The following is a 25155-nucleotide window of genomic DNA, read 5'->3' on the forward strand; positions in this document are numbered from 1 at the left end:
CTCTCCTGCTTCCGCTGGTCGTGGGGTCAGGGCGCGCCGCGGCCGGGGCCGCCCTGCCCGCTCTGGCCGCCCTGGGGCCTGCCGGGCGCCGCGCCCGGCCCGCCCTGGTTGAAGGTGCCGTTGTCGCCGATCACACCGGCCTGCACACTGCCCTGGAAGGTGTAGGTGTGGGTGTTGATGACCTGCTGCGCCTGGTCGTAGGAGCCGGTGTCGACGTTGTGGTCCTTCAGGAACCGCTCGGTCGCTATCAGCACACCCTGCTGGAGGCGCTGGAGGAAGTCCTGCGAGTCGGTGCGCTCGGTGTAGCCCAACTGGTCCCAGTCCGAGACCTGTTCACGGATGCTGCCGACGGCGCCGTAGTCGTACAGCAGGTGCTTCTTGTCGATCTCGCGCCGTACCTTCTCCAGGGCGCGGGCGCGCCCGCGGCGGGCCGAGGCGCGGCGCGAGAGCCGTGAGGCGGCGCCGAACAGTGCGGGCCCGGCGGTGCGGGTGGCGTGGGAGACCAGGTCCCACCAGCGCTCGAGCCCGTCCACGGGGAGCCGGTTCACCCGGTCGAAGCGCTCCTGGAGCGGGGGGATGCCGTACGCCGACACCTCCCAGGTGAGGCTGGGGTGGTGGAGCCGGGCGCGCAGGTGCATGGAGACGATGGCGCGGCCGCCCTCGCCGGCCCGGACCAGGCTGAGGTAGGTGCGCATGCCGGCGCCGGACTGCATCAGGCCCGCCTGGACGAGCTGCTTGGGGATCTGGGCGTGCGGCCGCTTCAGCCGGTCGGGCAGGAGTTCCGCGCCGACGTACGGCACGTGGTTGCCCAGGACGTAGAGCCGGTTGCGGACCTGGAGGCCCTTGAGGCCGGCGATGTGCTCCATCTCGCGGGCCACGTAGGTGTGCAGGTCGACCGCGTCGAAGGGCTTGATGGGCAGTTTGGCGCCGTTGCCGGCCGGGTCCTCGGCGGGCCGGCTGACGTCGATGGGCTGCCAGACCATCTCCTTGAGCTTGGAGCCGCTGCCGACGAAGGGGTTGGTGCTCTCGGCACTCGCGGTGTACGGGACCACGTTGGCCCGCTTCTGCTCCGACAGGCGCTGTTCCACGTCGGGTTCGACGGGCGGGGCCAGGTCCGCGGCACGCTCCGCACCGTGCTCCACGGCGAGCGCGGCCGTACGGGCCCGGCTCTCGGCCTGGTGGACCAGCCACCAGGCGCTCGGGTACGCGAGGACGACGAGCCCGGCGGCCACGCAGGCGAGCACCCCGAGCCCGCTGACCAGCGCGTACAGCAGCACGGGCACGGCAGCCCACACCCCGGCCCCGCAGATCCAGGCCAGCCGCCGGTCCCGTACGTCGATCCGCCGCACGGCGGCGCGCCCGTGCCGGGCCAGCGCCACCAGGTCGATGCCGAGGGAGAGCCCGGTGGCGCGCAGCCCGTCCTCGGTGAGCTCGACGTCCACGTACCGGGCGAAGCCCTCGTCCAGATGGGCGCCCGCGCACAGATGCCGCGTCACGGCATCCTTCCGATACTGCGCGAGCGCCGGTAACTGCCGTCCCCCCACGTACCCCTCCCCCGTCTCCTCCCGCCACCCTACGGACCCGCCCGCACCCTGTCCCCCGATTGCCCCCGATACGGGCGTCCGGCGGCGGCTCGTGCGGCACGTCGAGGTCGTGCGGCCGGTGGGCACGGCGCCCGCGAGGGCCCGGCACGGCACCGGACCGGGAGTGCACCGGTCGGCGGGGCTCCGTTCCCCCGCGGCTCAGCCACGCCGACCGGCGTTCGTGCCCCCGTTCAGGACGCGGCCATGCGCCGGCGCAGGCTCAGCGGGCGCATGTCCGTCCACACCGCGGCGATGTGGTCCAGGCACTCCTGCCGGGTGCCCTGGGTGCCCTCGGCCTGCCAGCCCGCCGGGAGCTCCCGGTCCGCACGCCAGATGGAGTACTGCTCCTCGTCGTTGCGCACGACCCGGTAGCCGTTCTCGTCGGTCTCGGTCATTGGTCCGGCCCTCCCCTTGTTGTTCGGCTGTTCCCTGATGGGTCACAGCGTGCAGCCCCGGGGCGGGGCGCCATAGGGACAAACGCGCAGAAGGACCGGCGGTCGGTGCTGCCGCTCCTTCCCTGGTGGCGCCGGTGCGCGCGGCGGCAGTGTTCGGGGCAGCCAGGGTGGCGACCGAGAGGTACAGCGCCGCCGGCCACGTCACCCCATCAGGCTGGAAGGAGCTCCGCCATGTCGGACACCCCAGAGATCGTGCACCTGCCCACCGGCGGGTGGCGGTTGTGGGAGCACTTCGCACTCCGCGGTCCGGGTTTCCCGGCCGAGGGGGTCCTGCGCATGGCTCCGCCCGGACTCGCCCTGGCCGCCGACAAGTTCGGTCCGGGCGAAGCCCTCGCCGGCCCGGACTGGGAGGCGTTCACCGGGGCCTTCGACACCGGCGCCGTCGGCACCGCCGAACTGCTCCAGGACATCGCCGCCTCGCCGCGCTTCCGGGCCGCCGTGGCCTGGCAGAACCCGGCCGTGCTGCGCACCGGGATCGCGCCGTTCCTGAACTGGACGCCGACCGCCGAGAGCCGGACCAGCATGCCCCGCCAGCGCGAGGAGCTGGTGGCCCACTACTGGCAGCGGTTCTGCGTCAAGAACGACACCATCGGCTTCTTCGGCCCCGTCGGCTGGGGCCGCTGGGACCTCGCCACCGAAGGAGTGGAGGTCGACCCCGGCGCCGGCGGGTTCCTCGCCGACTCGCGGGTGTACTTCGCCAGTTGGGCCATCGACGCCCTCGCGAAGTCGCTGAACGCCGACCCGGCGATGCGGGCGTGGATCCCGCCGCGCCGGGTGTCCTTCGTACGGACCGAAGGCCTGTCCGTGCACCTGCCGGGCCGGCCCCCTCAGCCCATCGGCGAGGGCGCCCGCGCCGTACTGGACCTGTGCGACGGGACCAGGCCCGTGGCCGCCATCGCCCGGGCCCTGGGGATCTCGGTGGAGCAGGCCACCGAGAGCGTCCAGTGGCTGCTGGCCAAGCGGTGGGTGCACTGGCGCCTCGACGTGCCGACCGGCACCTACCCGGAGCGGGAGCTGCGGGCCGTCCTGGAACGGATCGGCGATCCGGCCCTGCGGGAGCCGGCCCTGGAGAAGCTGGCCGTCCTGGAGCGCGGGCGGGACGCCGTACAGGCGGCCGGTCTCGACGCCGAGGCGCTGACCTCGGCGATCGCCGCCCTGGAGGCGGACTTCGCGGCGCTGACCGCCACCGACGCCCAGCGCTCCAAGGGAGAGCGCACCGCTCCCTGCCGGGGCCTCGTGTACTCCGACGCCCGGCGCGCGGCGACGGCCACGCTCGGCACCGCCCTGCTGGACGAGCTGACGCCGCTGGCGCAGTGCCTCACCGCGGCGCGCTGGATGACGAACCGGTTCGCCGAGCGGGTCCGGCCGCGGCTGCGCGCGGTGTACGAGCGGCTGAGCGCGGCCGGCCCGGTGGACCTGGGGGCGATGTGGCTGGGCTGCCTGCCCTCCCCGTACCCGGAGGCGGCCCGCGACCTGGACGCCGTCCAGGCCGAGCTGCGGGAGAAATGGGCGCGGATCCTGGCCGTGCCCGAGGGGGCCCGGCGGGTCCGGGTGTCCTCGGCGGCCATCGCGGAGCGGGTGCGCGAGGAGTTCGACGAGCCCGGCGCGGGCTGGTCGCTGGCCCGCTACTTCAGCCCGGACGTGCTGCTGCTCGCCGACAGCGCGGACGCGGTGGCCCGCGGGGACTTCGAGATGGTGCTGGGCGAGATGCACAGCGCCCTCAACACCATGGGCGCCTCCCTCTTCGTCCACCAGCACCCCGACCGCGAGCAGCTGATCGCGGAGACCAGTCTCGACTTCCCCGGGCCCCGGCTGCTGCCGATGCTGCCCAAGGAGCTGCCGCTCAAGTGGTCGACGCGCAGCAGGCCTTCGCTGGACCGGCCGCAGGACTACTACGTCTCGCTGGTCGACGACACCGGCGACCCGCACCGCCCGCGCACCGTCCTGTGCGCCGACGTGCGGGTCGAGGACCAGGGCGGCCTGCTGATGGCGGTCCTGCCCGACGGGGCCGCGTTCGACCTGCTGGACGTGTACGCGAACACCCTGACCCAGCGCGTCATGGACCGTTTCACCCTGCGCCCCGACGGCGACCACACCCCGCGCATCAGCATCGACAAGATGGTGGTGGCCCGCGAGACCTGGGCATTCCACGCCTCGGACCTCTCCTTCGCCGACGAGAAGTCGGAGGCCAAGCGGTACGTGCGGGCGCGGCACTGGAGGCAGGAACACGACCTGCCGCGCTTCGTGTTCGTGGTCTCGCCGACCGAACCCCGCCCCTTCTACGTGGACTTCGACAGCCCGGTCTACCTGACCATCCTCGCGAAAGCCGCGCGCCGGCTGGCCCGCAAGGACCCCGGGGCCAAGCTGAAGGTCAGCGAGATGCTGCCGACGCCGGAGCAGGCCTGGCTGACCGACGACGAGGGCGCCTCGTTCACCTCCGAGCTGCGCTTCGTCGCCGTCGACCAGACGGTCACGGACGTCTCGCGGCCCGCGGAGGAGCCCGCCGCGGACGGGGGCGCGTGATGCGGACCTTCGTCGACGACATCGCCGCGCACGCCGCCCTCGACCCGGGCCGGATCGCGGTGACCACCCCCGCCGGGGAGGTGACGTACGGGGAGCTCATCGCCCGGATCGACGCGCTGGCGGCGGTGCTGCGGGCCCGGGGCGCCCGGCCCGAGACGGTGTGCGCGGTGGCCGTGGAGCGCGGGGTGGACGCCGTCGTGGCGCCGGCCGCGGTGCTCCGCTCCGGGGCTGCCTTCCTGGGCCTCGACCCGGAGCAGCCGGCGGCCCGGCTGGCGGCGCTGGTCCGCAGCGGCGGCGCCGACATGCTGCTGACCACCTCGGCCCTCGCCGGCGGGCTCGACCTGCCGGTGCCGGGGACCCCGGTACTCCTCGACCGCCCGGGGAGCGCGCCCGAGGAGGCCCCGGGGACCGGCGGGCCGCTCGGCGGGCGGTCCCTCGCGTACGTCAGCCACACCTCCGGGAGCACCGGCGAGCCCAGCGCCGTCCTGGTCGAACACGCCGGGCTGGACTCGTACTTGCGCTTCGTGGCCCGCGACTACGGCCTCGGGCCGGACACGGTGGCGCTCCAGGTGGCCCCGCTCGGCTACGACGCCTCCCTGCGCGACACCTTCGCCCCGCTGCTGGCGGGCGGGCGGCTGGTCGTGGTGCCGCGTTCGGCACTGCTGCGGCCCGAGGAGTTCGGCGCCGCCGTGCGGGAGCACGCGGTCACCGCGCTGCTGAGCGTGACGCCCTCCTTCCTGTCCTTCCTGGCCGGGCAGCCGGACGCGGACCGGCTGCTCGCCGGAGTGCGGGTGGTGGTGTCCAGCGGTGAGTCGCTGCGGCCGTTCCTGACCGCCGGCGGCCGGGCCCTGGTGCCCGGCGCGCTGGTCAACCAGTACGGGCCGACCGAGTGCACGATGACCTCGACCCGCTTCGCCGTACCGGCCGAGCCGGACGTCCTGACCGACGTCGTGGGCGGGCCGATCGACGGGGTCGTGGTCCGGCTGCTGGACGCCGGGCTGTCGCCGGTGCCCGACGGGTCGGTCGGGGAGGTCTGCATCGGCGGGGCCGGGGTGGCCCGGGGCTACCGCGGCCGGCCCGCCCGTACGGCCGAGTGCTTCGTACCCGACCCGCTCGGGCCGCCCGGTGCGCGGATGTACCGGACGGGCGACCTCGCGGCCCTGGGCCCGAACGGGCTGGAGTACCTGGGGCGCCGGGACCGCCAGGTCAAGATCCGCGGCTACCGGGTGGACCCGGCCGAGGTGGAGGGCGCCCTGCTGTCCCATCCCGCGGTCACGGGCGCCGTCGTCACCTCCGACACCGACGCGCAGGGGCGGGTGTTCCTGGTCGCGCACGTCACCGGGGAGCTCGCGGAGGTCAAGGACGCGGCGCTGCGCGCCCACCTGGGCGCGACCCTGCCCCCGCACCTGATGCCGCGCCGGTTCGCGCGGCTGGCGGAACTGCCCACCACCCGCGGCGGGAAGGCCGACCGCCGCGCCCTGTCGCAGACCGGAGGCCGGCCGTGACCACCGCACCGAGCGCGCCGCGCGCCTCCAGGACGTCCATCGCACTGCCGGGGCCGCGCGCGCCCATGACGCCCAGGGCGCCGGTCGCGGCGACCGCACCGACCGCCTCCGCCGCCTCCCGGGGCCTCGCGCTCGGCCGGGCCGACGTGGAGGCCGCCGCCGTCCGGATCGCCGGGCACGTACGCAGGACCCCGCTGCTGGCGGGCCCGGCCGGGCCCGGGCTCCCCCGGACCGGCCGGGGACTGCTGCTGAAGGCCGAACACCTCCAGCACGGAGGGTCGTTCAAGCTGCGCGGGGCCGCCAACGCCGTCCTGGCGCTGGGCGCCCGCCGGATCGTGACCGGCTCCTCCGGGAACCACGGCATCGCGCTGGCCCGGCTGGCCGCCCCGCTCGGCGCCGAGGTGACGGTGGTGCTGGCCGCCGGGGCGCACCCCGCCAAGATCGCCGTGATCAAGGCCCTCGGCGGGCGTACGGTCCGGGTGCCGGGCGGGGTCGCCGAGCGCGATGCCCGGGCGCGGGAGCTGGCCGAGGAGACGGGCGCGGTGCTCATCCCCTCCTCCGACCACGAACTGGTGGTCGCCGGACAGGGCACGGTCGGCCTGGAGATCCTCGCCGAGGCGCCCGACACCGAGACGGTGTACGTGCCCACCGGCGGGGGCGGGCTGCTCGCCGGGGTGTGCCTCGCCGCGTACGGGCACCCGGTGCGGGTGGTGGGCGTCGAGCCCGCGGGCACCCCCCGCTACGCCCGGTCCCTGGCCGCGGGGCACCCGGTACGGCTGGCGCCCGGTGACACCGTCGCCGACGGGCTGCGCGGGCAGCAGCCGGGGGCGGTGACGTATCCGGTCGTCCGGGACCGGGTCGACGACCTGGTCACGGTGTCCGACGGGCAGATCCTGGCCGCGGCCGCCCTGCTGCGGCGGCGCGGACTCGAGGCCGAGCCCTCCGGCGCGGTCGCGCTGGCCGGGGCGATCCGCGCGGGCCGCTCCACCGGCACCGCCGTGGCCGTCGTCTCGGGCGGCAACACCAAGGCGGCGCTGATGGCGGCCGCCGCGGCCGCGCCCCCCTCCCGTACCCACTGCACCACCTGAACCACCCGTACGACCCGCACCACGTGCACCACACACAGACCCACGCCACGTGCTCCACCCCACCACCACACGCCACCCGTGCGTCCGCTCCTGGAGGAGAACCCATGACCATGACCGCGAACGAGACCGCGACCGCGCAGCTGACCGCCACCGCCCTGACGGAGCTGGTCGTCTCCATCTACCGCGAGACCCTGGGGGTCGCCGACCTCGACGAGCAGAGCGACTTCTACGAGTGGGGCGGCGACTCGCTGACCGCCTTCCGGATCACCGCACGGCTCGAGGAGGCGCTCGGGGCGGAGGTCCCGGTGGCCCTGGTCTTCGCCTACCCCTCGCCCGCGGACCTCGCCGACGTCGTCCACGCCGACTTCGTCCAGGCATGAGGGGCCGGTCATGACGGACACCTACGTACCCGGCGGCCGCTGGCGGCTGTGGGACCAGTTCGCCCTGCGCGGGGCGGGTTTCCCGGCCGGGGGCGTGCTGCGGCTGGCCCCCGACGGGCTGGCCGCGGCCGCCGACAAGTTCGATCCCGGCGAGGGCCCGGCCGGCCTGGCCGGTGAGCGGTGGCGGGAGTTCACCGCCCTGTTCGCCGACGCCCAGGTGGAGGCGGCGCACACGCTCCAGGACATCGCCCGGATGCCCGCCTTCCGGGAGGCGGTGGCCTGGCAGAACCGCCCGGTGCTCACCTCCGGGATCACGCCCTTCCTGAACTGGACGCCGTCCGCGGCGGGCCGGACCAGCATGCCCCGCCAGCGCGAGGAGCTGGTGGCCCACTACTGGCAGCGGTTCTGCGTCAAGAACGACACCATCGGCTTCTTCGGCCCCGTCGGCTGGGGCCGCTGGGACCTCGCCACCGAAGGAGTGGAGGTCGACCCCGGCACCGGCGGGTTCCTCGCCGACTCGCGGGTGTACTTCGCCAGCTGGGCCGTCGACGCCCTTGCCGCGCGGATCGAGGGCGATCCGGCGGTACGGGAATGGGTGGCGCCCCGGCGCGTGCCGTTCGTCCGCCAGTCCGGCATGGACGTGACGGTGCCGGGCCGGCCCCGCCAGCCGCTCGGCGAGGAGGGGAGCGCGGTGCTCGCGCTCTGCGACGGCGTGCGCCCGGCGCGGGAGATCCGCGCCGCGCTGCCGGGCGTGGACGTGTCCGCCGTACTGGCCGACCTGGTCGCCCGCCGGTGGGTGGTGTGGAAGCTGGAGGTGCCCGCCGACGCCCGCCCCGAGCGGTACCTGCGGGCCTGGCTGGAGCGGGTCGGGGACGCGGAGCTGCGCGAGCCCGGCCTGGCCGCCCTGGACGCCCTGGAGCGGGGCCGGGACCGGGTGGGCGGGGCGGACGGGCCCGAGGAGCTGGTGGCCGCCCTGACGGCACTGGAGGGCGAGTTCGTCGCGCTGACCGAGACCGCCGCCGTACGCGAGAAGGCGGCCGGTACGGCGCCCTGCCGGGCCCTGGTGTACTCCGACTGCCGGCGGGCGGCGACCGCCACCCTCGGGCGGACCGTGCAGGAGGCCCTCGCCCCGCTGGACCCGCTGCTGACCAGCGCGGGGTGGCTCACGGCGCGGCTCGCCGACGCCGTGATGGCCCGGGCGCGGGAGGTGTACCGGCGGCTGGCCGGGCAGGGGCCGGTCGACCTGGCCGCGTTCTGGTTCGCCTGCATGCCGATCCTGCACGGCGCCGCCCGCACGGAATCCGCCGAGCTCCAGCAGGAGTTCCGCCGGCGCTGGGACGCGATCCTGTCGCCGCCTCCCGGCACCCGCCGGGTCAGGCTGGCGCTGGAGGCCGTCGCGGGGCCCGTCGCCGAGCAGTTCGGCGGCCCGGGCGGGGGCTGGGCCACCGCCCGCTACCTCAGCCCCGACATCATGATCGCCGCCTCCGGGGAACGGGCCGTCGCCCGCGGCGACTTCGAGCTGGTGCTCGGCGAACTGCACGTCGCCGCCAACACCTTGGGCTCCTCCCTGTTCGTCAACCAGCACCCGGACCCCGCGGAGCTGCTCGGGCTCACCGGCCGGGACCACCCCGGTCCCCGGCTGCTGCCGCTGCTGCCCAAGGAGCACCGCTCCCGGCTCTCCGCGCGGACCCGGCAGGTCCTGGTCCGCCCCGAGGACCACTACGTCGCCCTCGTCGACTTCACCGCCGATCCCGCCCGGCCCCGTACGGTGCTCAGCGCCGACGTGGCGGTGACCGAGCGGGCGGACGGCGAGCTGGCGGTGGTCCTTCCCGACGGGTCCGAGTTCCCCGCGGTGGACGTGTTCTCGCACGTGCTGACCACCCTGGCGATGGACCTGTTCCAGATCCTGCCGGACGCGACGGACCACTCCCCCCGGGTCACCGTGGACCGGCTGGTGGTGGCCCGCGAGACCTGGCGGCTGCCGCCGTCGGACATGGACTTCGCCGAGGAGAAGGACGAGGCGCGCCGGTTCGTCCGGGCGCGGCAGTGGCGGGAGCGGCGCGAGCTGCCGCGGTTCGTGTTCGTCGTGCTGCCGACCGAGACCCGGCCGTTCTACGTGGACTTCGACAGCCCGGTGTACGTCAACATCCTCGCCAAGGCGGTCCGCAGGATGGCCCGCAAGGAGCCGGAGGGCCGGGCCGTGTTCACCGAGATGCTGCCGAGCCCCGAGCAGGCCTGGCTGACCGACGACCAGGGCGAGGCGTACACCTCCGAGCTGCGGTTCGTGGCGGTGGACGAGGGCTGACGCGACCGGCAGGGCCCGCATACGGAGCGACGCGTACCGGCGGCGCGCACGGCAGAGCCACAGGCCGTGCGGGGCCGCCGTTGCGCGTTCTACCCCCCGCGGCTGCGTGCGCGGCTGCGTCTTCTTCCCTACTGACGGATCTCCGCAGACAGCAGTGTTGAGGAAAACACCGCTTGGAGGCCCACAGTGAAGGTTGTCGCAGCGCACGGCGGACCGGCGAGGCACGGCAGCGAAGCCGGCGACGTCGTACGTGACGGTGACGGAGTGTCGTTCGCGCAGCGGAGGCTGTGGTTCCTCGACCAGCTCACCGGAGGCTCCGCCGAGTCCCTGCTCCCGCTGGCCCTGCGGATCCGCGGCGCCCTCGACGCCGCGGCCCTGGAGCGCTCGCTGGCCGGCATCGTGGACCGGCACGAGGTGCTGCGCACCCGGTTCACGGCCGTCGACGGGGAGCCCGTACCCGTGGTGGACCCGGCGGGCCGCACCCGGCTGGCGCGGACGGAGGCGGGCAGCACCGAGGAGCTCTTCGACCGGGAGCTGGCGCGCCCCCTGGACCTGGCGAAGGAACACCCGCTGCGGGCCACCCTCGCCCGCATCGGCTCGGACGAGCACGTGCTGCTCCTGGTGGTCCACCACATCGCGGTGGACGGCTGGTCCTGGGACGTGCTGCTGCGCGAACTGGACGCCGGCTACCGGGGCGAGGCGGTGGACGCGCCGCCGCTGCAGTACACCGACGTCGCCCGGACCGAGGCCGAGCGGCTGAGCGGGCCGCGGATGGAGCGGCTGCTCGGGTACTGGCGGGAGCGGCTGGCCGGGGTCGCCCCGCTCGCTCTGCCCGCCGACCGGCCGCGGCCGGCGTTCTGGGACGGCTCCGGAGACGTGGTCCGCTTCGAGCTGCCGGCCGAGCTGGTGGCCGAGGTGGACCGGGTGGCCCGCGAGCAGCGCGCGACCCGCTACATGCTGCTGCTCGCCGTGTACCAGGCCCTGCTGGGCCGCTACTCCGGCCGCTCCGACATTGCCGTGTGCACCACCCTGGCCGACCGCGGACGTGCCGAAGTGGCCTCGCTGATCGGCCCGTTCGTGAACACGATCGTGCTGCGCACCGACCTGTCCGGCGATCCGACCTTCGCGGACCTGCTGGGCCGGGTCCGGTCGGGGGCCCTGCGGGACTTCTCCCACTCCGAGGCGCCCTTCGACCGGGTGGTCGGCGAGGTGGTCACCGAGCGCGACCTGTCGCGCCACCCGCTCGCGCAGGCCTCCTTCACCCTGCTGAACACCGTCCCGTCGGCGGCCCGCCTGGACGACCTCGACGTCGGCCTCGTGCGGACGCCGCTGACGGGCACCCCGCTGGACGTCTTCCTCGACCTCAGCCTGCGCGCCAACGGGGACATCGCGGCGCGGCTCCAGTACTCGACCACCCTGTTCGACCAGAGCACGATGGTCCGCTTCACCGAGGGGTACGTGGAGCTGCTGCGCGCGGTGACGGCCGCGCCGCGGACCCCGGTGGCCGAACTGGCCGGCCGCCTGGCGCCCTTGCCCGGCAAGGAGCGGGCGCGCCTGGTCGGCATGGCGGGCGCGGAGCGCCCCGCGCCGGCGGCGACGCCGTTCGCGGTGGCGGGCGAGCCGAACGCGGTGGCCCTGGTGTGCGGGGAGAAGATCCTGCGCTACCGCGAGCTGGACGCCCTGGGCGGCGGCCTGGCCACCGCCCTGCGGGGAGCCGGCGTCGGCCCGGGCGCCCCGGTCGGCGTGTGCATGAAGCGCGGGATCGGCTCCGTGGCCGCGATGACCGCGATCTGGCGGGCCGGCGGGGTCTACGTGCCGCTGGATCCGGCGCTGCCCGAGGAGCGGTTGCGGTTCATGGCCGAGGAGGCCGGGCTGGCCTGCGTCCTCACCGATGCCGCGACCGCGGAGCTGGCCGGCGCGCTGGGCCCGCGGGTGCTGCGGGTGGAGGACGCGGAGCCCGACGCGGGCGCCCCGCACCACGCCCCCGGCCCGCGGGACCTCGCGTACACCATCTTCACCTCGGGCTCCACCGGCCGCCCGAAGGCCGTCGGCATCGAGCACGGCGCCATCGACGCGCATGTCGCCGCCGCCCGCGAGGAGTTCGGGATCACCTCCGGGGACCGGGTGCTCGCCTTCTCCTCCTTCTCCTTCGACGCCTCGCTGGACCAGCTGCTGACCGCGCTCGGCTGCGGGGCCACCCTGGTGATCCGGCCGGACGAGCAGTGGCTGCCGGCGCAGATCCCCCTGGTAGTCGAGCGGTACGGGATCACCGTGCTGAACCTGCCGCCCACGTACTGGGCCGAGCTGGCCTTCTCGCTCACGGACCGCACCGCCGCCTCGCTCGCGTCGCTGCGCCTGCTGATCCTGGGCGGGGAGTCCGTCCCGGCCGCGGCGCTGGCCGCCTGGCAGGGGCGGGCCCCGCACGTACGGGTGCTCAACGCGTACGGCCCGACCGAGACCACCGTGACCGCCACCACCCACGAGATCGGCGCGGCCGAGGACCCCGGCCGGGTGCCGATCGGGCGGCCGCTGGGCGCGCGCCGGGTGTACGTGGTCGACGCGCACGACGAGCTCGTGCCGGTCGGCGAGGCGGGCGAGCTGCTGATCGGCGGACCCGAGCTGGCCCGCGGCTACCTGGGGCAACCCGCCCTCACGGCCGCCAAGTTCGTCCCCGACCCGTACGGCGGGCAGGGCGGGCGGCTCTACCGCACCGGGGACCTCGTGCGCCGACTGCCCTCCGGGGAGCTGGAGTTCCTCGGCCGCACCGACGACCAGGTCAAGATCCGCGGCTTCCGCATCGAACTCGGCGAAGTGGAGGCCGTGTTGGGCGAGTGCCCCGGCGTGGTGGCGGCCGCGGTGGCCGTCGGCGCGGACGCCCAGGGCGGCAAGAGCCTGACCGGCTACGTGGTGGCCGGCCCCGACGGCCCGGTGGAGCCCGCCGTACTGCGCTCCTTCTGCGCCGGCCGGCTGCCGCACTACGCCGTGCCCGCAGACTTCGTGGCGCTCGACGCGCTGCCCGTCAACGCCTCGGGCAAGCTCGACCGGGCCGCCCTGCCCGCCGCCCGGCCGGACGGGGAGCGCACGGAGCGGGACCGGGCGGCCGCGGGCGGCGGCGAGTTCGTCGCGCCGCGCGACGCCACCGAGCGGGTCGTCGCCGACATCTGGGCGGAGGTCCTGGGCGTCGACCGGATCGGCATCGACGACGGGTTCTTCGACCTGGGCGGCCACTCGCTGCTCGCCACCATGGCCGTGTCCCGGATCGCCGAACGGCTCGGCCGCGAGGTGGAGCTGCGCACCCTGTTCGAGAACCCCCGCATCCGCGAGTTCGGCCCACTGGTGGCCGCGGCCCGGCAGGCGGGCGCCGCCACCGTGGTCCCGGTGGACCGCTCCGGACCGCTGCCGCTCTCCTTCGCGCAGGAGCGGATGTGGTTCCTGGACCGCATGTCCGACGTCGGCGACGAGTACGTGCTCTGGTTCTCCTGGCGGATGCGCGGCGGGCTCGACCGGGACGCCTGGCAGGGCGCCCTCGACGAGGTGGTGGCCCGGCACGAGGCACTGCGCACCGCCCTGGTCGAGGTGGACGGCCGGCCCGCGCAGCGGGTGGTCGACGGGGTCCGCGTACCGCTGGTGTGGCAGTCGGCCCCGCCCGGCGACGACGAGGCCGTACGGCTGGAGCGGCTGCGCGCGGTGGCCGTCCCGTACGCCACCCGCCGCTTCGACCTGGCCGGTCCGCCGCTGCTGCGGGCGGGGGTGTGGGAGCTGGACCCCGAGGACCACGTGGCCGTGATCGCCTTCCACCACGCGGCGACCGACGGCTGGTCCAAGGACGTGATCATCGGCGAGCTCGCGCAGTCGTACGCCGCCCGCGTGGCCGGGCGTCCGGCCGCACTGCCGCCCGTCCCGATCCAGTACGGGGACTTCGCGGTCTGGCAGCGCGACCGGATGGCCGGCGAGGTGCTGGAGCGGCAGCTGGCGTACTGGGAGCGGGCCCTGGCCGGTGTGCCCGTACTGGAGCTGCCGACGGACCGGCCGCGCCCGGCGGGCTGGTCGGGCCGGGGCGGCGCGGTCGAGATCGACCTGCCGAAGGAACTGGAGGCCGCGCTCGGCGAGCTGGCCCGCAGGCACGGGGTGACCCGGTTCACGGTGCTGCTGGCCGTGGTGCAGATCGTGCTGGGCCGCTGGTCCGGCCAGCAGGACGTGGCGGTGGGCACTCCGGTCGCGGGCCGCGGCCAGCTGGAGCTGGAGCGGCTGGTGGGGCTGCTGGTGAACACGGTGGTGCTGCGCGGGGACCTGTCGGGCGAGCCCTCGTTCACGGAGTTCCTGGGCCGGGTGCGGGAGTCGGTGCTCGGGGCCTTCGACCACCAGGAGGTGCCGTTCGAGCGGCTGGTGGAGCAGCTGCGGCCGGAGCGGGACCCCTCGCGCAACCCGCTGTTCCAGGTGATGTTCGACGTGCAGGAGAGCGCGGCGGGCGGGCCGCGGGTCGAGGGGCTCGACGTGGAGCACTTCGTCCTGCCGTGGGGCTCGGCCAAGTTCGACCTGACCGCCACCTTCCTGCTCTATCCGGACCGTTTCGCACTCAACGTGGAGTACGCGAGCGATCTCTTCGACGCCGCCACGGTCACCCGGTTCGCCGGGCACGTGGGCCGGGTGCTGGAGTCGGTGGTGGCCGATCCGGAGCAGGCGGTGGGCCGGCTGGAGCTGCTGTCCGCCCCGGAGTACGCGGAGCTGGCCGAGGCGGCGGGCTCCCGGGCGGCCGCCCCGGTGGCGGCTCCGTTCACCGTGGCGGGCGCGCCGGACGCCGTCGCCCTGCTCTGCGGGGACGAGAGCCTGACGTACGGCGAACTCGACGGCCTGACCGGCGGGCTGGCCCGGGCGCTGACGGCCTCCGGCGTACGGCCCGGCACCCCGGTCGGCGTGTGCCTGCGGCGCGGGATCCGCTCGGTCGCCGCGATGGCCGCGATCTGGCGGGCGGGCGGGGTCTACGTACCGCTGGACCCCCGGCTGCCCGAGGACCGGCTGCGGTTCATGTGCGCCGAGGCGGGCGTGCACAGCGTCTTCAGCGACGGCTCGACGCAGGCGCTGGTCGCCGGTCTCGGGCCGCGGACCGTCTCCGTCGACTCCGTCGTGCCCGACCCGGGCGCGCCGCACCACACCCCCGATCCGCACGACCTCGCGTACACCATCTTCACCTCGGGCTCCACCGGCCGTCCCAAGGCCGTCGGCGTGGAACACCACGCGCTGGGCGCGCACGCCGCCGCGGCCCGCGAGCTGTTCGGCATCACGGCCGAGGACCGCGTCCTCGCCTTCGCCTCCTTCTCCTTCGACGCCTCCCTGGAGCAGGTGCTGCCGGCGCTCGGCGCGGGAGCCTCGGTGGTGGTCCGCCCGGACGAGGTGTGGTCGGTGGAGGAGCTCGCCGAGGCCGTCCGCACCCGGGACATCACGGTCATGGAGGCGACCCCCGCCTACTGGGAGGAGATCGTCGCCCGCCTGGACGCGGTCGCCGGTGACCTCAAGGGCCTGCGCCTGCTGGTGACCGGCGGCGAGGCACTGCCCTCGGCGCCCCTGGCCCGCTGGTTCGCCCACTTGCCCGACGTGCCCGTCGTCAACACGTACGGCCCGACGGAGTCGGTCATCTCGGCCACCGCCCACACCGTCACCGCGCCCGTCGAGGGCCGGGTGGCGATCGGCCGGCCGCTGGGCTCCCGCCGGGCGTACGTGGTCGACGCCCTCGACCAGCTCGTGCCCGTCGGGGTGCCGGGCGAGCTGCTGATCGGCGGGCCGGAGCTGGCCCGCGGCTACCTCGGGCAGCCCGCCCTCACCGCGCAGAAGTTCGTACCGGACCCGTACGGCGCCGGCGGCGGACGGCTCTACCGCACCGGCGACCTGGTGCGCCGACTGCCCTCCGGGGAACTGGAGTTCCTCGGCCGCACCGACAACCAGGTCAAGATCCGCGGCTTCCGCATCGAGCCGGCCGAGATCGAGGCCGTCCTCGAACAGCACCCGGACGTGCACGCGGCGACCGTCCTGGTCCGGGAACTGCGGGGCGAGCGCGCCCTCGTCGGCTACGCGGCCGGCCAGGACCGGGGCCTGGACGCCGAGGCGCTGGCCGCCTGGTGCCGGACCCTGCTGCCCGGCTACATGGTGCCCGCCGCCTTCGTCCTGCTCGACGCCCTGCCGCGGACCGTGCAGGGCAAGGTGGACACCGCCGCCCTGCCCGACCCGCACCTGCCCGCGCCGGCCGCGTCCGTGGCGCCGCGCACCCCGACCGAGGTGGTGACGGCCCAGATCTGGGCCGAGGTCCTGGGCCTGCCCGAGGTCGGGATCCGGGAGGACTTCTTCGCCCTCGGCGGCCACTCGCTGCGCGCCGTGGCGGCCGCGTCCCGCCTGCGCACCGCGTTCGACTGCCCCATCCAGGTACGCGACCTGTTCGACCACCCGACCGTCGAACTGCTCGCCATCGAAGTGGAACGACAGCTCATCGACCAGATCTCCGCGATGAGCGACGACGAGATCGACCTGTCCCTGACCTCCGACTTCTGATCGCCGCCGCGGTCCGAACCTCGATCCCAGCCTTGATTGGACGGCACTTCCGATGACCACTGCACAGGTCGAACCCTCCACCTCGTCCTCCACGACCCCCGGCGGCCTCTCCCCGGCGGCCCGCCGGCTCCTCGAGATGCGCCTGCGCGGCAAGGCCTCCGCCGCGCCCGCGGGGATCCCCCGCCTCGACCCGCGCCCCGCGCAGGCCCCCCTGTCGGCGGCCCAGCAGCGCCTGTACTTCCTCGACCAGCTCGACCCCGGCGGCGTCGAGTACCTGATGCCCGCGGCCTGGCGGTTCACCGGCCCCCTGGACACCGCCGCGCTCGACGCCGCGATCGGGGACCTCGTCGCCCGCCACGAGCAGCTGCGGGTGGTGTTCTCCCACGAGGACGGAGTGCCCGCCCAGCGCGTGATCCCCGCCGCCGACGCGGCCGGCCTCGACCTGGTCGACCTGCCCCCGGCGGTCCGCGAGGGCGGCCCCGAGGCGATCGCCGCGGCCGTACGGGAGGTGGCGCTGCGCCCCTTCGACCTGGCCGCCGCGCCCCCCTTCCGGGCCACCCTGCTGCGGATCGGCGCCGAGGACCACGTCCTCGTCCTGGCCATGCACCACATCGTCTCGGACGGCTGGTCGCTGGACATCCTGACGGGCGACCTCGGCGCCTGCTACCGCGCCAGACGCCGGGGCCTGGCCCCGCAGCTCCCGCCGCTCCCGGTCGACTACACCGACTACGCGCACTGGCAGCGCGGGGCCGACGAGAGCGCGGACCTGGACTACTGGCGTACGGCGCTGGCCGGCCTGACCCCGCTCGAACTGCCCGCCGACCGCCCGCGGCCCGCCGTCCGCAGCTCCGCCGGAGCCGTGCACGCGGTGGAGCTCCCCGAGGCGCTGACGGCGGCGCTGGCCGAGCTCGGCCGCCGGGCCGACACCACCTCGTACATGACCCTGATGGCGGCCTTCCAGGCGGCGCTCGCCTTCCACAGCGGCCAGGACGACATCGCGATCGGCACCGTCGTCGCCAACCGGGAGCGCCCGGAGACCGAGCAGCTGGTCGGGTTCTTCGTGAACACCCTGGTGATCCGCACCGACCTGTCGGGCGACCCGACCTCGGCGCAGCTCCTCGCCCGGACCCGGGAGAGCGTCCTGGGCGCCCTGTCCCACCAGAGCCTGCCGTTCGAGCGGGTCGTCGACGAGCTGAGCCCCGAGCGGGACCTGTCGCGCAACCCCCTGTTCCAGGTGCTGTTCTCGCACTCCGCCGCGGCGCGGCAGGGTGCGTACGCCCTCGGCGGGGCGACGGGCACGGCCTTCCCCATCGACCTCACCACGGCCAAGTTCGACCTGACGCTGGACGTCAGCGAGGACGCGGACCGCCTCCGGCTGCAGTTCGTGTACCGCCCCGACCTGTTCGACGCGGCTTCGGTGGCCCGGCTGGCCGAGCACACCGTCGCGGTGCTGCGGGCCTTCGCCGAGGCCCCGGACGTGCCGCTGGGCATGGCCGACCTGCTCACCGCGGACGAGCGGGCCGCGCTGCTCGGCCCCGAGGGCCCGGCGAACCGCCTGCCGGCCGGCGCCGTACCCGAGCCGGCCCCGCGGCTCGCGATGGAGCGCCTGGCCGAGCGGATCCGGCTGGCCCCCGCCGCCGTGGCCGTCTCCGGCGGCGGCCGCAGCCTGACGTACGCCGAACTCGACGCGGCCTCGCTGGCCCTGGCCCGGCGGCTGCGGGCGGCGGGCATCGGGGCGGAGTCCCTGGTCGGGGTCTGCCTGGGCCGCTCGGTCGACCTGGCCGTCGCCCTGCTCGGCGTCTGGCGGGCGGGCGCGGCGTACCTGCCGCTGGACCCCGCCCACCCGCGGGCCCGGCGGGAGTTCACCGTCGGGGACGCCGGGGTGGAGTGGGTGGTCGCCGACGCCGTCGGCCACGCCGCGGTGGAGGGGCTCGCCGTGGGGGTGATCCCGCTGAACGACCCCGCCGACGACACGTCCGACGACTCCCGCGACGACACCGGGGACCTGCACTGCGCCGTCCCTGGGCCGGAGGCCCTCGCGTACGTCATCTACACCTCCGGCTCGACCGGGCAGCCCAAGGGCGTCGAGATCACCCACGCGAACCTGGCCTGGCTGCTCGGCGCCGCCGACCGGCACTTCGACTTCGGTGCGGACGACGTGTGGACGCTCCTGCACTCCCCCGCCTTCGACTTCTCCGTCTGGGAGCTGTGGGCCCCGCTGACCTCGGGCGGCCGCGTCGTGGTGCTGACCGAGGACGAGGTCCGCGACCCCGCCGCCGTCCACGCCGTCCTGCGCGACGAGCGCGTCACCGTGCTCAACCAGACCCCGGCGGCCTTCAAGGGGCTGCGGGCGCACCTGGCCCAGCAGGGAGAGGAGTTCGGCGCGCTCGCGCTGCGCACGGTGGTCTTCGGCGGCGACGCCTTCGACGCCCGCGACTACCGCGACTGGTTCGCCGTGCCCGAGGGCGGGCGGCCCGCGCTGGTGAACATGTACGGGATCACCGAGACCACCGTGCACGTCACGTACCGGCTGATCACCGAGGAGGACACGGTCTCCCCCGTGTACTCGCCGATCGGCCGCCCCCTGGCCGGACAGCACGGCTACGTCCTGGACCGGGCGGGCCGCCTGGTGCCGCACGGCACCGTCGGCGAGCTGTACGTGGCCGGCGGCGGCGTCGCCCGCGGCTACCGCAACCGGCCCCAGCTGTCCGCCGAGCGCTTCCCCCTCGACCCCTTCGGGCCGGCCGGGAGCCGCATGTACCGCACCGGCGACCTCGTACGGGTGCTGCCCGACGGGCAGTTGGCGTACGCCGGGCGCGCCGACCACCAGGTGAAGATCCGCGGCTTCCGCATCGAGCCCGGCGAGATCGAGACCGCGCTGCGCGCCCTGCCCGGCGTACGGGACGCCGCGGTGGTGGCCCGGCCCGACGCGCACGGCGGCGCCCGGCTGGTCGCCCACGTGGTGCTGACCGAGGGCCGGCCGCTGGACGCGCCGGACCTGCGCGACCGGCTGCGCCTGACCCTGCCCGAGTACATGGTGCCCGCGCTGTTCGTCCGCCACCCGAAGCTGCCGATCACGGCGAACGGAAAGGTGGACCGCAAGTCCCTGGTGGCGGTGGCCGTCGAGGGGGCCGACGCCGCCGCCGGGCACGTCCCGCCGGCCGGTCCGGCCGAGGAGGCGCTGGCCCGCATCTGGTGTGACGTACTGGGCGCCGAGCGGATCAGCCGTACGGCGAACTTCTTCGACCTGGGCGGCGACTCGATGCTGGCCCTGCGCGTCATCGGGCAGGCCCGCAACGCCGGACTGGGCCTGAGCGTGCCGGACCTGTTCCGGGCCCGCACCCTCGGCGATCTCGCGGCGCTCGCGACCGAGGCGGCCGAGGACACCGCCCCCGCCCCCGTGGAGCCCTTCTCCCAGCTGGACGCGGCCGACGCGGCCCGGCTGCCGCAGGGCCTCGACGACGCGTACCCGCTGACCATGCTCCAGGCCGGGATGCTGCACGAGATGCTGGCCGATCCCGGACGCGGCGCCTACCACAACGTCACCGACCTCAAGATCACCGTGCCGGAGGGCTTCGACCTCGCCGCCTTCCGGACCGCCGTGGACACCGTGGTGCGCGGCCACGCCATCCTGCGGTCCTCCATCGACCTGGTCTCCTTCTCCGAGCCGCTCCAGCTGGTGCACTCCGCCGCCGAGCTCCCGGTCGGCTACAGCGACCTGCGCGGCCTGCCGCACGAGGAGCAGTGGGCCCGCGTACGGGGCTACGTCGACGCGGAGTTCGCCCGTCGCTTCGACCTGGCGGCCCCGCCGCTGGTCCGCATCCACCTGCACCACCTCACCGACCGGGAGCTGCGGCTCACGCTCACCGACTGCCACGTCGTCCTCGACGGCTGGAGCCTGACCTCGCTCATCGCCGACCTGCTGGACCTGCACCGGCAGGCCGTGGCCCTGGGCCGGACCCCGCAGCTGCCGGCGGCGCCCCCGTACGCCGAGTACGTGGCGCTGGAGCGGGCCGCGCTCGTCGACGAGGAGGGCCTGGAGTACTGGCGGACGGCGCTGGGAGAGCTGAGCCCGATCCGGTTCACCCGGCGCGGTACCGAGGCCTCCGACGGCGGGCAGTTCGTGCACGAGGTGCGCCGCTCCTACGCCGCCCTCGCCGAGCCGATCGGCCGCCTGGCGCGGCTGGCCGGGGTGCCCCTCCGAACGGTCCTGCTCACCGCCTTCCACCACACCATGAGCCTGTTCGCCGAGCGCGACGGCTCCGCCGAGGGGCACTCGGTCGGCCTGGTCACCAACGGCCGGCCCGAGGTGCCCGGCTCCGACCGGATGCGCGGGCTCTTCCTCAACACCGTGCCGTTCGGCGTCCGGCGCCCCCGGGGCAGCTGGCTGGAGTACCTGAAGGCGGCGTTCGCCGCCGAGCAGGAGATGCTCCCCTACCGCAGGGTGCCGCTGGCGCGCCTCGCGCAGCTGCGGCCGGGTCAGCCGAGCCTGGCGGACACCCTCTTCAACTACGTCAACTTCCACCGGCTGTCGGGGGACAGCTGGGACGACTCGCTGGAGATCGCCCGTACCGCCTTCCCGCTGATGCTCAACGCGAGCGTGGAGTCCTTCACCCTCGACGTCGACCCCGACCACCTGGCCCCGGCCACCGCCGAGCAGCTCGCCGACCTGATGTGCGGGGTGCTGAAGGCGATGACCGCGCAGCCCGGGGCCGCGGTCACGCCGCCGGTGCTGGCCGGCGAGGCGCGGATGCGGGCGCTGGAGGAGTGGGGCCGGGGCCCCGAGCTGCCGAACACCTCGCTGATGTTCCACGAGTGCGTGGCGGAGCACGCGGTCCGCACGCCCGGCGCGGTGGCCGTCCGGCAGGGCGGGCAGGAGGTCACGTACGCGGAACTGGACTCCTCCGTACGCCAGTTGGCCGCCCGGCTGCGGGCGCTCGGGGTCGGCCCCGAGGTGCCGGTCGGGATCTGCCTCGACCGGGGTCCGGAGATGGTCCGGGCCGTGCTCGGGGTGCTGCGGGCGGGCGGCGCCTTCCTGCCGCTGGAGTCGCAGCACCCGGCCGACCGGCTGAAGTTCATCGTCGAGGACAGCGCGATGCCGGTGCTGATCACCCAGTCCTCGCTGCTGGGAACGGTGCCGTTCGACGGCCCGACCCTGGTCGTGGACGACCCGGCGACCTGGGCGGCGCCGATCGGGGAGCCGGTCCCGGCGCCCGCCGTCACCGCGGACAACGCGGCCTACGTCCTGTACACCTCGGGCTCCACGGGCACCCCCAAGGGCGTCACCATCCAGCACCGCAGCCTGACCAACATGCTGGAGGGACAGCGCGACCTGTTCCCCGTGACCCCCGCCGACCGGGTGCTCCAGTTCGCCTCCCTCAGCTTCGACGTCTCGATCATGGATCTGACCTGGGCCCTGGCGAACGGCGCCCAGCTGTGCACTCCGCCCAGGGAAGCGCTGCGCGCGGGCTCCGACCTCGCGAACACCCTGCTCGAGTACGGGATCACCGTCGCGATGCTGGCCCCGAGCGCCCTGGCGGCCCTCGGCGAGGACCGCTTCCCCGCGATCCGGATCCTCCAGGTCGCCGGCGAGGCCTGCCCGGCCGAACTGGCCCAGAAGTGGGCGCGCGGGCGGCGGTTCTACAACGTCTACGGGCTCACCGAGACGGCCGTGTGGTCCGTCTCGACCCTCCTCAAGCCGGACTGCAAGCGCCCGCCGATCGGCTGGCCGATGCGCAACACCCAGGTCTACGTGCTCGACGAGGACCTCCAGCCGGTCCCCGTCGGGGTGCAGGGCGAGGTCTACCTCGGCGGGCGCGCCATCGGCCGGGGCTATGTGAACCGCCCCGACCTGACGGCCGCCGCGTTCGTCCCCGACCCGTACGGCGCCCCCGGCGGCCGGCTGTGCCGCACCGGCGACATCGGCGTCCAGCTGCCCGACGGCGCGGTGGAGGTCCTCGGCCGCCGCGACAGCCAGGTGAAACTGCGCGGGTTCCGCATCGAACTCGGCGAGATCGAGCACGGGCTGCGTGAACTCCCCCAGGTGCAGCAGGCGGTGGTCCTGCTGCGGCGGGACCTGCCGGAGCCGGCCCTGGTGGCGTACGTGGTGCCCGAGGCGGGCGTGGAGCCCGTCGTCGAGCCCTTCCGCGAGGCGCTGCGGGCCAAGGTGCCCGCGTACATGGTCCCCGCCCGTTTCGTCTTCCTCGACGCCATGCCGGTCAACAGCAGCGGCAAGGTGGACAAGAAGGCCCTGCCGCTGCCCTCGGCCGACCGGCTGGGCAGCGCCACCGACTACGCCGCGCCCGGTACGCCCGCCGAGGTGGTCCTCGCCGAGGTGTGGCGCAGCGTGCTCGGGATCGAACAGGTCGGTGTGCACGACGACTTCTTCGCGCTCGGCGGCAGTTCGCTCTCCACCGTCCGGGTCGCCGCGCAGGCCGCCGCCCGCGGGCTGAGCGTCTCCGTACGGGACCTGCTCGAACTGCCCACCATCGCCCGGCTGGCCGCCCGCGCCGCTCGGGCGGCGGGGTCCGCGGAGGGTTCTCCCGGCGCCGCTGCCGTCACCTCCGAGGTCCGGCTGCGCGAGGGGGACGGCGCCCCGCTGTGGTGCGTGCACCCCAGCGGCGGCAGCGGCGCCTGGTACGTGCCGCTCGCCCGGGCCCTCCCGCCCGGTCAGCCGGTGCGGGCCTTCCAGGCCCGGGGCCTGCTGGGCGGGGTGGACCCGACCACCATCGCCGGGATCGCGGCCAACTACGCCGCCGAGATCACGGCCCACGGCGGGCACGGCCCGCACGACCTGCTGGGCTGGTCCATGGGCGCCAACATCGCGCTGGAGATGGCCACCCAGCTGCACGAGGCCGGACACACCGTCGCACCGCTGACGCTGATCGAGCCGCACCTGCCCCACCCGGCGGCCGGCGAACGCCTCGCGGCGGTCGGCCGGGACATGGAGCGGGGGCTGCGGATGCGCGACCGCGTCCGTACGCTGGCGCCCTCCCCGGAACGGGAGGCGGCCGTGGCCGAGCTCACCGCCCTGCTGCTGGGGGCCGGCATGAGCCCCGGTGAGGCGGCCCTGGTGGAGCAGGCCCCCATCGAGGTCTGGCACTCGCTGCTGACCGCCCTGTCCGACTACGCACTGCGCCCCTACCCCGGCCACGTCCACCTCCTGGTGGGCAGCGCGGCCGCGGAACTGCCCGACGGCGAACCGATGCCCGGGCTGGACGTGGACTTCCGCACCTACGTCGAACGCTGGCGCGAGATCGCGCTCGGCGGGCTGACCGTCCACGTCACCGAAGGCGACCACATGTCCATGATGTCCGAACGGCTGATGCACAAGACCGCTGCTGTGCTCGGCCGGATCCAGTCGGAGGCACGCCGATGACCGTCCTGACCACGAACACGAACACGAACACGACCGCGCGCACGATCGCGGTCCCGAACCCGGACCCGACCGCGCAGACGTCCGCGCCGGTGTGCCCGGTCACCGGGCACACCGCGCCGCCGGCCGCCCCGCTCGCCGCCCCGCGGATCACGCCGCCGGCCCCGCCGGCCCCGCCGGCCCCGGCGGCCCCCTTCACCGAGCGGTACCTCCTCGACCCCGCCGTCAACGCGGACCCGTACGGGTACCTCAACTCCCTGCGCGACCACGACCCCGTGTACTGGTCCGCCATGCACCGGGCCTGGCTCGTCACCGGGCACGCCCAGCTGATGCACTGCCTGCGCGCCCCCGCCGTCTCCGCCGAGCGGGTGCGCCCGCTGATGGACGCCGTGCCGGAGGGCGCCCGCGAGGACGCCGAGCGGGCCTTCGGGATCCTCTCCCGCTGGATGGTGTTCAACGACGCCCCGCAGCACCGGCGGCTGCGCCAGGTCTTCCAGGAGCAGTTCGCGGCCCGCTCGATCGGCCGCTACCGGGCCTTCGTCGAACGCGCCACCCGCGCCATGCTCACCCGCCGCGCCGTCCCCGGCCGGATCGGGGACCTGGTCGCCGACATCGCCCGGCCGCTGCCCGCCCTCGTCTTCGCCCGCTGGCTGGGCGTCCCCCAGGCGCACGGCCCCTCCTTCTGGTACTGGAACGCCCGCGTGGGCGACCTGGTCCTGGGGGCCGCCCAGGAGGAGCGCGAGTACCGCACCTCGCTCCAGTCCCTGGTCAACCTGGACGACTACCTCGCCGACCTGGTGAAGCAGCGCCGCGCCGACCCCAAGGACGACCTGATCAGCGCCGTGCTGGCGGGCGGCCAGATCGGGAAGTCGGTCAGCGAGGAGGAGTTCGTCGGGATGCTGACGCAGATGGCCTTCGCCGGCGGCGAGACCACCAGCAACCTCATCGTCAACGCCGTACTCGCCCTGCTGGAGCACCCCGACCAGCTGGCGGCGGTGCGGGAGGATCCGTCGCTGGTACCGATGGCGGTGGAGGAGGCCATGCGCTTCGACGGCCCCTCCAAGATGTCGATCCGCACCGCCGCCCGGGACTTCGACCTCGACGGGCGCTCCGTCCGCGCCGAGGACCGGCTGTTCCTGGTCACGGCGGCCGCCAACCGGGACCCGTCGCGCTTCGCCCACCCCGACACCTTCGACGTCCGGCGCGGCAGCGCCTCGCACCTCGGGTTCGGCTTCGGCGCGCACTTCTGCATCGGGGCGGCCTTCGCCCGCCTGGTGGCCGGCGCGGTGATCGACGTACTGGTCCGCGAGTACCCGGGCCTGGAGCTGCTCGACGGGCGGCACACCTGGCAGCCCTCCCTCCTCAACCGCGCGCTGACGGCCCTGCCCGTCCGCTACTGAC

Annotated in this window: 10 protein-coding genes; 8 read left to right on the top strand and 2 right to left on the bottom strand. The window is 75.1% G+C overall.

The features are described from left to right. Positions 1 to 26: 26 nt before the first annotated feature. Entirely contained in the window at positions 27 to 1496 is a 1470-nt protein-coding gene (locus ACFYZS_RS17690) for a hypothetical protein (protein WP_389012808.1), read from the bottom strand. Positions 1497 to 1774: 278 nt separating this feature from the next. Continuing rightward, positions 1775 to 1978 carry an MbtH family NRPS accessory protein gene (locus ACFYZS_RS17695; RefSeq protein ID WP_053690667.1) on the bottom strand — a complete coding sequence of 68 codons (204 nt, stop codon included), beginning with the start codon at positions 1976 to 1978 and terminating at the stop codon, positions 1775 to 1777. Between the two features lie 231 nt (positions 1979 to 2209). Here ACFYZS_RS17695 and ACFYZS_RS17700 point away from each other — a divergent pair, with 231 nt between their 5' ends. The 8 genes from ACFYZS_RS17700 to ACFYZS_RS17735 all read left to right on the top strand — a co-directional run bounded on the left by ACFYZS_RS17700 (position 2210) and on the right by ACFYZS_RS17735 (position 25154). Next, positions 2210 to 4561, top strand: a complete 2352-nt coding sequence (locus tag ACFYZS_RS17700) for a lantibiotic dehydratase (protein WP_389012811.1) — start codon at positions 2210 to 2212, stop codon at positions 4559 to 4561. Continuing rightward, positions 4561 to 6066: an amino acid adenylation domain-containing protein gene (locus ACFYZS_RS17705; RefSeq protein ID WP_389012814.1), complete on the top strand. Its 1506-nt coding sequence runs from the start codon at positions 4561 to 4563 to the stop codon at positions 6064 to 6066. The genes ACFYZS_RS17700 and ACFYZS_RS17705 overlap by 1 nt, the downstream gene beginning before the upstream one ends. Beyond that, entirely contained in the window at positions 6063 to 7154 is a 1092-nt protein-coding gene (locus ACFYZS_RS17710; protein ID WP_389012817.1) for a threonine/serine dehydratase, read from the top strand. The genes ACFYZS_RS17705 and ACFYZS_RS17710 overlap by 4 nt, the downstream gene beginning before the upstream one ends. Positions 7155 to 7258: 104 nt before the next feature. After that, on the top strand, positions 7259 to 7534 hold the full coding sequence (locus tag ACFYZS_RS17715; protein WP_389012820.1) for an acyl carrier protein: 276 nt from the start codon (positions 7259 to 7261) through the stop codon (positions 7532 to 7534). Between the two features lie 10 nt (positions 7535 to 7544). Beyond that, on the top strand, positions 7545 to 9839 hold the full coding sequence (locus tag ACFYZS_RS17720) for a lantibiotic dehydratase (RefSeq protein WP_389012823.1): 2295 nt from the start codon (positions 7545 to 7547) through the stop codon (positions 9837 to 9839). Positions 9840 to 10025: 186 nt separating this feature from the next. Next, positions 10026 to 16379, top strand: coding sequence for an amino acid adenylation domain-containing protein (locus ACFYZS_RS17725; protein ID WP_389012826.1), 6354 nt, complete (start codon positions 10026 to 10028; stop codon positions 16377 to 16379). A gap of 52 nt (positions 16380 to 16431) precedes the next feature. Beyond that, a complete protein-coding gene (locus ACFYZS_RS17730; protein WP_389012828.1) occupies positions 16432 to 23757 on the top strand; it encodes an amino acid adenylation domain-containing protein in 7326 nt (2441 codons plus the stop codon). Further along, on the top strand, positions 23754 to 25154 hold the full coding sequence (locus ACFYZS_RS17735) for a cytochrome P450 (RefSeq protein WP_389012831.1): 1401 nt from the start codon (positions 23754 to 23756) through the stop codon (positions 25152 to 25154). The genes ACFYZS_RS17730 and ACFYZS_RS17735 overlap by 4 nt, the downstream gene beginning before the upstream one ends. Position 25155 lies beyond the last annotated feature (1 nt).

This window comes from Streptomyces sp. NPDC001903, from assembly GCF_042891345.1.
In the GTDB taxonomy this organism is placed as follows: Bacteria; Actinomycetota; Actinomycetes; order Streptomycetales; family Streptomycetaceae; genus Streptomyces.

Bases quoted from the DNA above. Each gene is read 5' to 3' on its own strand.
- ACFYZS_RS17705 (WP_389012814.1), top strand. From the start codon at position 4,561: ATGCGGACCTTCGTCGACGACATCGCCGCGCACGCCGCCCTCGACCCG.
- ACFYZS_RS17695 (WP_053690667.1), bottom strand. From the start codon at position 1,978: ATGACCGAGACCGACGAGAACGGCTACCGGGTCGTGCGCAACGACGAG.
- ACFYZS_RS17700 (WP_389012811.1), top strand. From the start codon at position 2,210: ATGTCGGACACCCCAGAGATCGTGCACCTGCCCACCGGCGGGTGGCGG.
- ACFYZS_RS17720 (WP_389012823.1), top strand. From the start codon at position 7,545: ATGACGGACACCTACGTACCCGGCGGCCGCTGGCGGCTGTGGGACCAG.
- ACFYZS_RS17730 (WP_389012828.1), top strand. From the start codon at position 16,432: ATGACCACTGCACAGGTCGAACCCTCCACCTCGTCCTCCACGACCCCC.
- ACFYZS_RS17715 (WP_389012820.1), top strand. From the start codon at position 7,259: ATGACCATGACCGCGAACGAGACCGCGACCGCGCAGCTGACCGCCACC.
- ACFYZS_RS17735 (WP_389012831.1), top strand. From the start codon at position 23,754: ATGACCGTCCTGACCACGAACACGAACACGAACACGACCGCGCGCACG.